This window comes from Muricoccus nepalensis, from assembly GCF_006438825.1.
In the GTDB taxonomy this organism is placed as follows: Bacteria; Pseudomonadota; Alphaproteobacteria; order Acetobacterales; family Acetobacteraceae; genus Roseomonas; species Roseomonas nepalensis.
Genome location: NZ_RCZP01000019.1, coordinates 82,066 through 94,629 on the forward strand (window position 1 = coordinate 82,066; position 12,564 = coordinate 94,629).

The following is a 12,564-nucleotide window of genomic DNA, read 5'->3' on the forward strand; positions in this document are numbered from 1 at the left end:
GGCCTCGGCGGCGGGGGTCCCGCCAGGGAGTCGGGATGCGCGGAAGGCCCGCGGTTCATGGACGGGATTTAGTCTTTCTCCCGGTGATCTGATTTCCGGACGCGCTCCGCCTCTGGCAGCCCCGCGCGAGCGGGAAGCTCTGCGGCGCCGCTTCCCGGCCGGACAAACTCCAACGCGGCGCCCGGATAACGCGAATGTTTGCGGTTTCGTGTTTTGGACGGGTGACAGCCGCGCGCTCCCGGAGAAAGTTGGGCGGGTGAGCACACGATCAGACACGCGGCCCGCCCGGACGGCCGACCGCCGGAACGCCGCGACGGCGCTGCGCCGGCAAGGGCCTGGCCCCGCGCGACGGCCGCCCGGCGGCGCGGCCCGCCCCCCGGCCTGACGCGGCCCCGTGCCACAGATCTTCCCCGCCTACGCGAACACCGTCGCCCGCGCGGCCATCCTCGGCGCCGTCGCGCTCGGCTGCCTGGGGATCGGCCTCCTCGTCGCGCTCCCCGCCACCTCGCACGTCACCCGCCAGGACATCATCGTGGAACAGCCCGTGCAGTTCAGCCACGAGCACCATGTCGGCGGCCTCGGCATCGACTGCCGCTACTGCCACACCTCGGTCGAGCAGTCGCGCTACGCCGGCATCCCGCCGACGCACACCTGCATGACCTGCCACTCCCAGCTCTGGACGAACGCGGAGATCCTCGCGCCCGTCCGGCGTTCGCTGGCCGAGGGCGTGCCGATCCGCTGGCAGCGGGTGCACGCGCTGCCCGACTACGTCTACTTCGACCACAGCGTGCACGTGACCAACGGCGTCGGCTGCTCGACCTGCCACGGCGCGATTAACCGGATGCCCCAGGTGCGGCAGGTGGCGCCGCTCACCATGGGCTGGTGCCTCGACTGCCACCGCAACCCCGCGCCGAACCTTCGCCCGGCCTCCGAGATCTACAACATGGAATGGCGCCCGCCGGCGGACCAGCGGGAGCGCGGCGGGAGGCTCCTCGAGCACTACGGCATCCGCTCGGAGCACCTGAGCGACTGCTCGCGGTGCCACCGGTGAGCGCGCCGCCCCTCACGCGGCGCCAGGCGGCGCTGGCGCTCATCGCCTCGGCCGCGAGCCTCGCCTCCTGCGACCGGCCGGAGGAGGAGATCGTCCCCTATGTGGAGCAGCCCGAGCGCGTCGTGCCCGGCGTGCCGCTGCGCTTCGCGACCGCCCTCCCCCTCGACGGCTACGCCCGCGGCGTGATCGCGACGGTGCACGAGGGGCGGCCGGTGAAGCTCGAGGGCAACCCGGCCCATCCCGGGAGCGGGGGTGCGACCGACGTCTTCCTCGAGGCCGAGCTCCTCGCCCTCTACGACCCCGACCGCTCGCGCGCCGTGCGGGAGGGGACGCGCATCGCCTCCTGGGAGGGCTTCCTCTCGGCGTTCCTGCCGCCGATGCGGGCGGCGTCGGCGCGCGGCGGCGAGGGGCTGAGCCTGCTCACCGGCCACGTCACCTCGCCCACCCTCCTCCGCCTGATCGACGAGCTTCGCGCCCGCTACCCGCGGCTGCGCTGGCACGCGCACCAGGCGGTCGGGGAGGCGAACGCGCTGGCCGGCGCGGCCCTGGCCTTCGGGCGGCCGCTCCTCGCCCTGCCGCGGCTCGACCGCGCGGCGGTGGTGCTGGCGATCGACGCGGACCCGCTCGGCCCGGGCCCGGACGGCATCCGGCACGGGCGCGAGTTCGCGGCCCGGCGCGCCGCGCGGCGGGAGGGCGGCGGCTTCTCGCGCCTCTACGCCGCCGAGCCCGCCATGACCCAGACCGGCGCCAAGGCCGACCACCGCCTCGCGCTCCCGCCCGCGGCGCTGGGGGACCTCGCCGCGCACCTCGCGGCCCGGCTCGGCGCGCCGCTCTCGCCCCCGGCGCTGCCGCCCGCGGCCGCGCGCTTCCTCGACGCCGCCCTGGCCGACCTGCGGGCCCATCCCGGCGAGGCGCTGGTGGTCACCGGCGAGTGGCAGCCGCCCGAGGTGCACGCCCTCGTGCACTGGATCAACGAGCGCCTGGGCGGGGCGCCCGCCTTCGTCGAGCCGCCGGGCGCCGCGGGGGACGGCCCGGCGGGGATCGGCGAGCTGGCCGGGGACCTCCGGGCCGGGCGGGTCGAGACCCTCCTCGTCCTCGGCGCCAACCCCGCCTACGACGCGCCCGGCGAGCTGGACCTCGCCGGCGCGCTGCGGGGCTCGCAGGCCTTCACGGTCCATCTCGGCGCCTGGCGGGACGAGACCGCGGCGCTCTGCCGCTGGCACCTGCCGGAGCACCACCCGCTGGAGGACTGGGGCGACCTCCGCGCGCGGGACGGCACGGTCTCCCTCTGCCAGCCCCTCATCCGCCCGCTCTACGGCACGCGCTCCGCCGCCTGGCTCCTCGGCGTCGCGCTCGGGCGGCTCGATGACACCTCGCACGGCGCGCTGCGGGCGACCTGGTCCGCGCGGCAGGAGGGCGACTTCGAGGCCTGGTGGCGCCGCGCCCTGCACGACGGCGTGGTGGCGGGAAGCGCCGCGCCCGCGGTCCCGCCGCCACCGGCGCGCCTGCCCTCGCTGCCGGAGCGGGTGGCCGGCGACGGGCTGGCGCTCGCCCTCCGGCCGGACCCGACCCTCTGGGACGGGCGCTACGCGAACAACGCCTGGCTGCAGGAATGCCCGAAGCCGCTCACCCGGCTCGTCTGGGGCAATGCGGCCCTCATGGCGCCGGAGGACGCGGCGGCGCGCGGCATCGGGGACGGCGAGATGATCCGCCTGGAGCTCGCCGGGCGCAGCCTCGAGGTGCCCGCGCTCCTCGCCCCCGGCACGGCGCCGGGCGCGGTGGTGCTGGCGCTCGGCCACGGGCGGCGCCGGGCCGGCGCGATCGGCGACGGCGTGGGCGCGGACGCCTACGCCCTGCGCCGAGCCGGGGCGCCCTGGTCCGCCGAGGGGCTCGCGGCCGTCCGCCTCGGCCGGCCCGGCGGCCTTCTCCGCGAGCAGCCGGGCCAGCGGCTGGAGGGCGAGGCGAAGGAGCTGTTCCAGACGCTCTCGCTGGACGGGTTCAGCGCCCGCCGCTCCGACCCGCCGCCCGCCCCTTCGCGCCCGCCGAGCCTCAACCCCGATGCCGCGAGAGACACCTACGCCTGGGGCATGGTGATCGACACGACGCTCTGCATCGGCTGCAACGCCTGCGTCGTCGCCTGCCAGTCCGAGAACAACGTGCCCGTGGTCGGCCCCGAGCAGGTGGCGGGTGGGCGGGACATGCACTGGCTGCGGATCGACACCTACGACCTCGGCACGCCCGAGGCGCCGAGCCCGGGCTTTCAGCCCGTGCCCTGCATGCACTGCGAGCACGCGCCCTGCGAGCCCGTCTGCCCCGTCGCCGCCTCGGTGCACGACGCGGAGGGGCTGAACGTGCAGGTCTACAACCGCTGCATCGGCACGCGCTTCTGCCAGGCCAACTGCCCCTACAAGGTCCGCCGCTTCAACTGGTACGGCTACGCCGACGGGCAGGAATACGCGAACCAGGGCGCCCCGGTGCTCGCGGCCCAGCGCAACCCGGAGGTGACGGTGCGCGCCCGCGGCGTGATGGAGAAGTGCACCTACTGCACCCAGCGCATCAGCGCCGCCCGGCGCGCCGCCGAGCGGGAGGGCCGCCCCATCCGGGACGGCGAGGTCGTCACGGCCTGCCAGGCCGCCTGCCCCTCCGGCGCGATCGTCTTCGGTGACATCGGCGATCCCGCCTCCGCCGCCGCGCGCCTCCGGCAGGAGCCGCAGCACTACGCGCTGCTCGGCCATCTCGGCACGCGGCCGCGCACGACCTACCTGGCGGAGGTCTCGAACCCCAACCCCGCGCTCGACGACGGCGCGGCATGAGCGCGGCGGGCGAGGGGCTGCTGCCGCCGGGCCTGGGCTACGGCCAGCTCGTTGGCGCCGTCGCCGACCCACTGATGCGGGGGCGCATGGGCCGCTGGTACTGGACCGCCTTCGCCGCGGCCCTGCTGCTGACCCTCGTGCTCGTCGGCAGCATCGTCTGGCTCTTCATCGAGGGCATCGGCATTTTCGGGAACAACACGACGATCGTCTGGGGCTTCCCGATCGCGAACTACGTCTGGTGGGTCGGCATCGGCAACGCGGGGACGCTGATCTCCTCCATGCTGCTCCTCACGCGCCAGCCCTGGCGCGCCGCGATCAACCGCTTCGCGGAAGCCATGACGCTCTTCGCGGTCTCCATCGCGGGCCTCTTCCCGATCCTGCACCTCGGGCGGCCCTACCTGTCCTACTGGCTCGCGCCCTACCCCAACACCATGCTGCTCTGGCCGCAGTGGCGCTCGGCGCTCGTCTGGGACTTCGCGGCGATCGTCACCTACCTCCTGTTCTCCGTCATGTTCTTCTACATCGGCCTCATCCCGGACCTCGCGACGCTGCGGGACCGCGCGCAATCGCGGACGGGGCAGGTGGTCTACGGCATCCTCGCGCTTGGCTGGCGCGGCTCGGCGCGGCACTGGGCGCGGCACGACGCGGTCTACCGCGCCATGGCCGCCATGGCCGTGCCGCTCGTCGTCTCCGTCCACAGCGTGGTCGGGCTCGACTTCGCGGCGGGGCTGATGCCGGGCTGGCAGGAGACGATCTTCCCGCCCTACTTCGTCGTCGGCGCCCTCTTCTCCGGCTTCGCCATGGTGGTGGTGCTCGCCGCCCTCATGCGCTGGGGTTTCGGCCTGCAATCCCTGCTCACCGCGCGCCACTTCGAGGCCATGGCGAAGGTGATCCTCGCGGCCTCCGTCATCATGGCCATCTCCTACGGGACGGAGTGGCTGATGTCCTGGTACGGGGGCGAGAGGGCGGAGCGGAGCTTCCTGCGCCACCAGCTCGCCGGCAGCGACGCCCTCCTCTACTGGGGCATGATCGCGTGCAACGTCGGCGCGCCCCAGCTGCTCTGGCTCCCCGCGGCGCGGCGAAGCCTCCCGGTGCTGATCGGGATCAGCCTGCTGGTGAACATCGGCATGTGGCTCGAGCGCATCCTCATCATCTGGGACACCCTCTCGCACGGCTACCTGCCGAGCATGTGGCGGCCCTGGCACGTCACGGTCTGGGACTGGGCGCTCCTTGCGGGCTCGCTCGGCTTCTATGCCCTTCTCTTCCTCGTCTTCGCGCGCGTGCTGCCGGTGGTCTCCATGCACGACATGGGCAAGCTGCGCCACGAGGAGGGAGGGTCCCGGTGACCGCGCCGCTCCTCCTCGCGGAGTTCCGCGACCCCGACACCCTCCTCGCCGCCACCCGGCGCGCGCGGGAGGCGGGGCTGCGGGATCTCGACGCCCACACGCCCTTCGCGGTCGACGGCCTGCCGGAGGCGCTCGGCCTCGCGGGCAGCCGCCTCCGGCCCGTGATGCTGCTGGCCGGGCTGGCGGCGGCCGCCCTCACCTACGCGCTCTGCTGGTACGGCGGCGTGGTGAGCTACCCCTTCAACACGGGCGGGCGGCCGCTGCACACCTGGCAGGTCTTCCTCGTGCTCTGCTTCGAGGCGGGGATCCTCGCGGCCGCCATCGCCGGCTTCGTCGGCTTCTTCGTCGCGAACGGGCTGCCCCGCCTGCACGACCGCGTCTTCGCCGCGCACGGCTTCGAGCGCGCGAGCCAGGATCGCTTCTTCCTCGCCGTCGCCGATCCGCAGGCCGACGCGGACGGCCTCGCCGCGCTGCTCGACGGGCTCGCGCCCCTCTCGGTCCGGGCGGTGGACGCGTGAAGACCGCGCCCTGCCTCGCCGCCCTCCTGCTCGGGCTCGCGGGCTGCCGGCTGGACATGGTGCAGCAGCGGCGGATGGACACCTACGCGCCGACGGCGGTCTGGAAGGACGGGACGACGGCCCGGCCGCTGCCGGAGGGGGTGGTGGCGCGGGGCGACCTCGCGCGCGACGCGGCCGCCGCGACGCCGCCGCCCGTCACCCCCGCCCTCCTCGCGCGCGGCGAGGAGCGCTACGCGATCAACTGCGTCCCCTGCCACGGGGCCGCGGGGGACGGGGACGGCATGATCGTCCGGCGCGGCTTCCCGGCGCCCCCCTCCTACCACACGCAGCGCCTGCGGGCCGCGCCGGCGCGCTACCTCTACCACGTCATCACCGAGGGCTACGGCGTCATGTACTCCTACGCGGCCCGCGTGGCACCGGAGGACCGCTGGGCGATCGTTGCCTATATCCGCGCCCTCCAGCTCTCCCGCTACGCCCCGGTGGCCGAGTTCGCCGACGCGCGGGAGCACCTGCCGTGAGCGGCGCGCGCTCCGGGCCGCGCGCCCGCCGGCCCGGCGAGCTCGCCGGCCCGGCAACGCGCCTCGGCCTCGCCGCCGCGGCGGCGCTGCTCGCCTGGGCGCTGCTGGCCCGCCCGATGGACTGGCCGGCGGGCGTGCCGGCGGCGGGGTGGCTGGTGGGCCTCGTCTTCTGGCTCGCCGTCTCGCTCGGGGCGGTCGCGCTGATCGCCATCCAGGCGCTCACCGGCGGGCGCTGGGGGGAGGCGCTGCATCCCGCCCTCCGGCCCGCGTCCCTCCTCCTGCCGGCCTTCCTGCCGCTCGCCGTGCCGCTCTTCCTCGCCCTGCCCACCCTCTATCCCTGGGCCGCGGACCCCGGCGCGGCCGTGCACGCCGACGTGGCGCGGCTCTACCTCAACCCGCACGGCTTCGTGCTACGCGCCTTCCTCGCGCTCGGGGGCTGGTCGCTGCTGGCGCTGCTGCTGGGCCTGCTGCGGCCCGGCGGCCTGCGGCGCCTGGTGGCCGCCCTCGGGCTCGTCTTCCACCTCGCGGCGACGACCGTCCTTTCCCTCGACTGGCTGCTCTCGCTCGACCCCCGCTTCCAGTCCACCGCCTTCGGCATGGCGGCCGTCGCGACGCAGATCCTGCTGGCCCTCGCCTGGGCCGCGGCGCTCCGGCCCGAGCCGGGGGAGGCCGGTGACCTCGCGGCCATGCTCCTCGCGGCCTCGCTCGGCGTGCTCTACCTCGGCTTCGCGCAGTACCTCGTCGCTTGGTACGGCGACCTCCCGCCGAAGGCAGAGTGGTTCCTCCGGCGGCAGGGATGGGGCTGGACGGCGCTCGAGGCCGCCTCCGTCACCCTCTCGGCCCTGCTGCCGATCGGCGCGCTGCTCCTCGCCCGCGTGCGGCGCCGTCCGGCGGCCCTGGCCCGCCTCGGCCCCGCCGTGATGCTAGGGGTCCTCGCCCATCTTGTCTGGATCGTGGCGCCCGCCTTCGGCGCGGCGGCGGTGCCCGCGGCCCTTCTCGGCGTGGTGGCGGTGGGAGGGCTCTGGGTCGGGCTCGTCGACGGGCCGCTCGCCGCGCGGCTCCGCCCGCGGCAGGAGGTGGCCCATGGCGCCTGAGCCGAGGCCACTGGACCAACGCGAGCCGATCGGCATCGCCGCCTGGACCGCCGCGGCGGTGGGGCTGGGCACCGCGCTCTTCCTGGCGGCCTCCATGGCCGGGCTCTACCTCCTCTACCGCCCCGAGATGGGCGCCGTCGCCCCGCCCCGCGCGGCGCGCTTCCCGGAGCCGCGGATCCAGAGCGACCCCACCGGCGACCTGCTAGACCTCCAGGCCGAGCAGCGCCGGCAGGCGCAGGGCTACGCCTGGGTCGACCGCGAGCGCGGGCTGGCGCGGATTCCCGTCGCGCGCGCCGTGGAGAGCCTCGCCGCGCGCGGCCAGGCCGCCTACGACCCGCTGCAGGCGCCGGAGCCTGGCCTTCCCCTTCCCGTCCGCTCCCTGGCGGCGCGGCGCGCGGAGGCCGGGCGATGAGGCGGCTGGCCCTCGCCTTCGCGCTGGTGGCCGCGCTCGCCGCCCCGGCCCGCGCGGCGCTGACCGAGGCGCAGCTCGCCGCGGTCGGCCTCTTCCCGCCGCCGGGCGCCGCGCTGCCGCGCGACCTCGCGCTGGTGGACGAGACGGGCCGGGCCGTGACCGGCGCGGCGCTCCGGAGCGGCCGCCCCGCGGTGCTCGTGCTCGCGGACTACACCTGCCGGACCCTCTGCGGCACGGCGCTCGGCCTGGCGGCCGCGGCGCTCGAGCGGACGGGCCTCGCGGCGGGCACCGACTACGACCTTCTCGTCCTCGGGATCGATCCGAGGGACGGCCCGGCGGAGGCCCTCGCGATGAAGGCCGCGCGCCTCGGTGCCTCGCCGCTCGCCGCCCGGGCGCGCTTCCTCTCCGGGGACGCGGCGGCGCTCGACGCGGCGCAGGCGGCGCTCGGCTACCGCGCCGCGCTCGACGCGGCGGCCGACGAATATGCCCACCCGCTCGGCGCCTTCGTCCTCACCGGCGAGGGGGCGGTCTCCCGCGTGCTGGACGGCCTCGCCCTGTCGCCCGAGGAGCTGCGCCTGGCCCTGGCCGAGGCGGCGGGCGGGCGGGTCGGGCGCTTCGTGGAGCGGCTGCGGCTGCTCTGCTACGGGCTGGACCCGGCGCGCGGGGTCTACAACGGCCTCGTCAAGCAGGCCCTGGCCGCCGGCACCGCCCTCACCCTCCTCGGGCTCGGCGCCTTCGTCCTCGCGCTGAACCGGCGGCGGCGCGCATGAGCGGGCTGCGGCTCTGGCCCGTCGTGGCCTCGGACGTGGCGACGCGGGTGGACGCGATCGTGGTCGTCCTGCTGCTGATCACGGGCGCCGTCCTCGCGCTCGTCCTCGCGCTGCTGCTGACCTTCGCCATCCGCTACCGGCGCGGCTCGTCCGCCCGGCGCGGCGCGCTGCCGGAGCTGGTGCAGAAGGAGGTCGAGATCGGCTGGACCGCGGCCACCCTGTTCCTGGCCGTCTTCATCTTCGCCTGGGCGGGCGCGACCGAGCTCGGCCTTGCCAAGCCCTCGGGCGACGCCCTCGAGATCCACGTCGCGGCCAAGCAGTGGATGTGGAAGACCCAGCACCCGAACGGCGCGCGCGAGATCGACGCGCTGCACGTGCCGCGCGGCCAGCCGGTCCGGCTGCTGATGACCTCGCAGGACGTCATCCACTCCTTCTTCGTCCCGGCCTTCCGCATCAAGCAGGACGTGCTGCCGGGCCGCCTGACCGAGCTGCTCTTCACCCCGACGCTGACCGGCGAGTACCCCCTCTTCTGCGCGGAGTACTGCGGGACGCTCCACGCCCGCATGGGCGGCACCATCACCGTGATGGAGCCGGAGGACTACGCGCGCTGGCTTTCGGCGCAGCCCGAGGGGGACGACCTCGGGCACGAGGGGCGCGCGCTCTTCGTCTCGCTGGGCTGCTCGGGCTGCCATGCCGGGAACGGGCCCGTGCGGGCCCCGGGGCTGGCGGGCATCTGGGGCCGCGACGTGCCGCTCGAGGACGGGCGGATCCGGCGCGTGGACGAGGCCTATCTGCGGGACTCCATCCTCCAGCCGCGGCGCGACGTCGTCGCGGGCTACGAGCCGCGCATGCCCTCCTTCGCCGGCCTCGTCGGCGAGGACGAGCTGATCCGGCTCGTCGCCTACATCCGTTCGCTGCCGGGAGGCCAACCTTGAGCGACATCGCGGCCGGCCAGCCCGTTCCCGGCGAGGCCCATCCCCGCCAGGGCCTGCGCGGCGGCCCGAGCTACCTGACGGCCGAGCACGGGCTGGCCGCCTGGTTCCTGACGACCGACCACAAGCGCATCGCGCTGCTCTACGCGGCGGCGCTGACCGTGTTCTTCTTCATCGGCGGCGCCGGCGCGGTCGCGATCCGCATGGAGCTCTTCACGCCCGCCGCCGACCTCCTCTCGGCCGACGGCTACAACCGGATGTTCACCCTGCACGGCACGGTGATGGTCTGGTTCTTCCTCGTGCCCTCCATCCCCAACACCTTCGGCAACTTCCTCCTGCCACTGATGATCGGCGCGAAGGACCTCGCCTTCCCGCGGCTGAACCTGTTCAGCTGGTACCTCTTCGTGGGCGCGGGCGCGCTCCTCGTCGGCGCGCTGGTCGCCGGGGGCGTGGACACGGGCTGGACCTTCTACACGCCCTTCTCGACGGGCTACTCGCAGAGCTACGTCATGGCGGCGGCGCTGGCCGTCGTCCTCGCCGGCTTCTCCTCGATCGCGACGGGCGTGAACTTCATCGCGACCGTCCATCTCCTGCGCACGCCGGGGATGACCTGGTTCCGCCTGCCGCTGCTCGTCTGGGCCCTCTACGGCACGAGCCTCGTGATCGTGCTCGCCACCCCCGTGCTCACGCTCGTGCTGCTGCTGATCGTGGCCGAGCGCGCCTTCGGGCTGCCGATCTTCGACCCGGCGCTCGGGGGCGACCCGCTGCTCTTCCAGCACCTCTTTTGGTTCTACAGCCATCCCGCCGTCTACATCATGATCCTGCCCTCCTTCGGGGTGATCAGCGAGCTCGTCACGTGCTTCTCGCGGCGGCAGGTCTTCGGCTACACCTTCATGGTCTACGCGATCCTCTGGATCGCCGTGGTCGGCTTCCTGGTCTGGGGCCACCACATGTTCGTCTCGGGCCAGTCGCTCTTCGCGAGCCTCGTCTTCTCCTTCCTGAGCTTCGTCATCGCGGTGCCCTCCGCGATCAAGGTCTTCAACTGGACCTTCACCCTCTACCGCGGGCAGATCACCTTCGAGGCGCCGATGCTCTACGCGCTCGGCTTCATCGGGCTCTTCACCCTCGGCGGGCTGACGGGCCTCTTCCTCGCCTCGGTGCCGATCGACGTGCACGTCACCGACACCTACTTCGTGGTCGCGCATTTCCACTTCATCATGGTCGGCGGCGCGGTCAGCGCCTTCTACGGCGGGCTGCACTTCTGGTGGCCGAAGGTCACCGGGCGGCTTTACCCCGAGGCCTGGGCCCGTTTCGCCGCGGTGCTCATGTTCTTCGGCTTCAGCTTCACCTTCTTCCCGCAATTCGTGATGGGCTTCCTCGGCATGCCCCGGCGCTATCAGGTCTACCCGCCGGAGTTCCAGATCTGGCACGTCCTGTCCTCCTCCGGCGCGGTGCTGCTGGCCGCGGCCTACTTGCTGCCGATGGGGTACCTCGCCTGGTCGCTGATCTGGGGGGAGCGCGCCGGGGAGGACCCCTGGCAGGCGACGGGCCTCGAGTGGCGCACCAGCTCGCCGCCGCCGCGGGACAATTTCCGCGCGGTGCCGGTCGTTGATACCGGTCCCTACTTCTACCACCCGGACAAGGAGGGGCCGCGGCACGATCGCCGGGAGGCGCACCAGAACCAGGGGCACGAGACATGAGTGGCGAGGCAGAGGCGCTGCGGGAACCCTGGGCCTCTTTGCGCCGTCAGCGCGAGGCCGCCTCCTTCGGGATGTGGCTCTTCCTGGGGAGCGAGGCCCTCCTCTTCGGGGGCCTGATCCTCGCGTTCTCCGTCAACCGGCTTCTTCATCCGGATGCCTTCGCGGGGGCGGGGCACGAGACGAACGTCGTCTACGGGACGGTGAACACCGTCGTGCTGCTAACGAGCAGCCTTGCCATGGCGGTCGGCGCCGAGGCCGCGCGCGCGGGCCTGCGGGAGCTGGCGCTGCTCGGCCTGTCGCTGACCCTGGCTCTGGCCGTCGCGTTCCTCGTCATCAAGGGCTTCGAGTGGAGCGCCGACATCGACGAAGGTCTCTTCCCCGGGCAGGCCTTCAAGCTTGCGCCGCCCGCGGCAGGGATCTTCTTCGCCTTCTACTGGTTCATGACCGGCTTGCACGGCCTCCACGTCACGGCCGGCATCAGCGTCATCGCTTGGATCACATGGCAGGCCTGGCGAGGGGAACGGCCGCTCGAAAGCCCCGCCTTCGAGGCCGCGGCCCTCTACTGGCACCTCGTCGATATCGTGTGGGTTTTCCTCTACCCCCTGCTCTACCTGGGAGGACGGTCATGAACGGGCTGGGTGAGAACCTGCCTCAGGACGGGGCCGCGATCTGGCGGCGGAACCTCCCGATCTGGGCCGTGCTCGTCGGCCTGGTCGTGGCCACGCTGCTCCTGGCCTATGTGCCGCTCGGTCGCTGGAACACGCCGATCAGCCTCGGCATCGGCGCGGCGAAGGCGGTGCTGATTGCCGTCTGCTTCATGAACCTGCGCCGGCCTGATCCGCTGCTTCGGCTCACCGGATCCGCCTCGCTGCTCTGGATCGCCTTCCTGTTCGCCTTGACGCTGGCGGATGTTCTTACCCGTGCGCCCACCACGCAGCCCGGCACGGTGGAGCCGCGGACAGAGCCCGCGGTACCGAACCCGGACGCGAGACTGTTCTGATGCGGTCATCCCCTCAAGCGCGGAACCCCCGCTGGCTTGCGCCGGCGGGGGTTCTGCGGTGCGCCGGGCTTGGGCCGGACGCGGTGTTCTGGGGTGAGGTGAGTTGTATCGAGACGTTCCGGTCTGGTGGTCTGGCGCCGACCGACTCTCCCGTGTCTTAGGACACAGTACCATAGGCGCAGGGTGGTTTCACGGCCGAGTTCGGGATGGGATCGGGTGTGGCACACTCGCTGTAGGCACCAGGCCACCGGGCCGGAACGTCTGATGGTGTTCCCCTGGTGAGGGGGAGGATGGCGAGGTGTGAGGGGGTAGCGCGTTGGTGCTGCGTGCGGCGAGGGTTTGGGCCCTCACGCGGCGTGTGTTGAGGAGTTCGATCGGGCGATTAGGACCGCTCGGCTGCGCTTGTTACC

Annotated in this window: 12 protein-coding genes and 1 rRNA gene; 12 read left to right on the top strand and 1 reads right to left on the bottom strand. The window is 73.7% G+C overall.

From position 1 onward, the window contains the following. The first annotated feature begins 394 nt into the window (after window positions 1-394). Genes EAH89_RS17865 through EAH89_RS17920 form a run of 12 tightly spaced genes read left to right on the top strand, consistent with a single transcriptional unit; the run spans window position 395 to window position 12,154 of the window. A complete protein-coding gene (locus EAH89_RS17865; RefSeq protein ID WP_140885068.1) occupies window positions 395-1,051 on the top strand; it encodes a cytochrome c3 family protein in 657 nt (218 codons plus the stop codon). Further along, window positions 1,048-3,864, top strand: a complete 2,817-nt coding sequence (locus tag EAH89_RS17870) for a 4Fe-4S dicluster domain-containing protein (RefSeq protein ID WP_241667075.1) — start codon at window positions 1,048-1,050, stop codon at window positions 3,862-3,864. The genes EAH89_RS17865 and EAH89_RS17870 overlap by 4 nt, the downstream gene beginning before the upstream one ends. Beyond that, window positions 3,861-5,210, top strand: coding sequence for an NrfD/PsrC family molybdoenzyme membrane anchor subunit (gene nrfD / locus EAH89_RS17875; protein ID WP_140885070.1), 1,350 nt, complete (start codon window positions 3,861-3,863; stop codon window positions 5,208-5,210). The genes EAH89_RS17870 and nrfD overlap by 4 nt, the downstream gene beginning before the upstream one ends. After that, window positions 5,207-5,728: a DUF3341 domain-containing protein gene (locus EAH89_RS17880; RefSeq protein WP_140885071.1), complete on the top strand. Its 522-nt coding sequence runs from the start codon at window positions 5,207-5,209 to the stop codon at window positions 5,726-5,728. Before nrfD ends, EAH89_RS17880 begins: the two co-directional genes overlap by 4 nt. Continuing rightward, entirely contained in the window at window positions 5,725-6,246 is a 522-nt protein-coding gene (locus EAH89_RS17885; protein ID WP_241667076.1) for a c-type cytochrome, read from the top strand. The genes EAH89_RS17880 and EAH89_RS17885 overlap by 4 nt, the downstream gene beginning before the upstream one ends. After that, a complete protein-coding gene (locus tag EAH89_RS17890; protein ID WP_140885072.1) occupies window positions 6,243-7,340 on the top strand; it encodes a hypothetical protein in 1,098 nt (365 codons plus the stop codon). Before EAH89_RS17885 ends, EAH89_RS17890 begins: the two co-directional genes overlap by 4 nt. Next, window positions 7,330-7,752 (top strand): hypothetical protein, encoded by a 423-nt coding sequence (locus tag EAH89_RS17895; protein WP_140885073.1) that lies wholly within the window; start codon window positions 7,330-7,332, stop codon window positions 7,750-7,752. The genes EAH89_RS17890 and EAH89_RS17895 overlap by 11 nt, the downstream gene beginning before the upstream one ends. After that, on the top strand, window positions 7,749-8,522 hold the full coding sequence (locus EAH89_RS17900; protein WP_140885074.1) for an SCO family protein: 774 nt from the start codon (window positions 7,749-7,751) through the stop codon (window positions 8,520-8,522). Before EAH89_RS17895 ends, EAH89_RS17900 begins: the two co-directional genes overlap by 4 nt. Next, complete coding sequence (coxB, locus tag EAH89_RS17905; RefSeq protein WP_140885075.1) at window positions 8,519-9,457, top strand: cytochrome c oxidase subunit II; 939 nt, start codon at window positions 8,519-8,521, stop codon at window positions 9,455-9,457. Before EAH89_RS17900 ends, coxB begins: the two co-directional genes overlap by 4 nt. Next, window positions 9,454-11,154 (top strand): cbb3-type cytochrome c oxidase subunit I, encoded by a 1,701-nt coding sequence (locus EAH89_RS17910; RefSeq protein WP_194152347.1) that lies wholly within the window; start codon window positions 9,454-9,456, stop codon window positions 11,152-11,154. Before coxB ends, EAH89_RS17910 begins: the two co-directional genes overlap by 4 nt. Beyond that, complete coding sequence (locus EAH89_RS17915; protein WP_140885076.1) at window positions 11,151-11,783, top strand: cytochrome c oxidase subunit 3; 633 nt, start codon at window positions 11,151-11,153, stop codon at window positions 11,781-11,783. The genes EAH89_RS17910 and EAH89_RS17915 overlap by 4 nt, the downstream gene beginning before the upstream one ends. After that, window positions 11,780-12,154: a cytochrome C oxidase subunit IV family protein gene (locus tag EAH89_RS17920; RefSeq protein ID WP_140885077.1), complete on the top strand. Its 375-nt coding sequence runs from the start codon at window positions 11,780-11,782 to the stop codon at window positions 12,152-12,154. Before EAH89_RS17915 ends, EAH89_RS17920 begins: the two co-directional genes overlap by 4 nt. A gap of 129 nt (window positions 12,155-12,283) precedes the next feature. On the opposite strand, the gene rrf is transcribed toward EAH89_RS17920, so the two are convergent. Continuing rightward, a 5S ribosomal RNA gene (rrf, locus tag EAH89_RS17925) occupies window positions 12,284-12,398 on the bottom strand. Window positions 12,399-12,564 lie beyond the last annotated feature (166 nt).

Coding starts and splice junctions, on each gene's coding strand:
- EAH89_RS17900 (WP_140885074.1), top strand. CDS start 7,749: ATGAGGCGGCTGGCCCTCGCCTTCGCGCTGGTGGCCGCGCTCGCCGCC.
- coxB (WP_140885075.1), top strand. CDS start 8,519: ATGAGCGGGCTGCGGCTCTGGCCCGTCGTGGCCTCGGACGTGGCGACG.
- EAH89_RS17915 (WP_140885076.1), top strand. CDS start 11,151: ATGAGTGGCGAGGCAGAGGCGCTGCGGGAACCCTGGGCCTCTTTGCGC.
- nrfD (WP_140885070.1), top strand. CDS start 3,861: ATGAGCGCGGCGGGCGAGGGGCTGCTGCCGCCGGGCCTGGGCTACGGC.
- EAH89_RS17895 (WP_140885073.1), top strand. CDS start 7,330: ATGGCGCCTGAGCCGAGGCCACTGGACCAACGCGAGCCGATCGGCATC.
- EAH89_RS17920 (WP_140885077.1), top strand. CDS start 11,780: ATGAACGGGCTGGGTGAGAACCTGCCTCAGGACGGGGCCGCGATCTGG.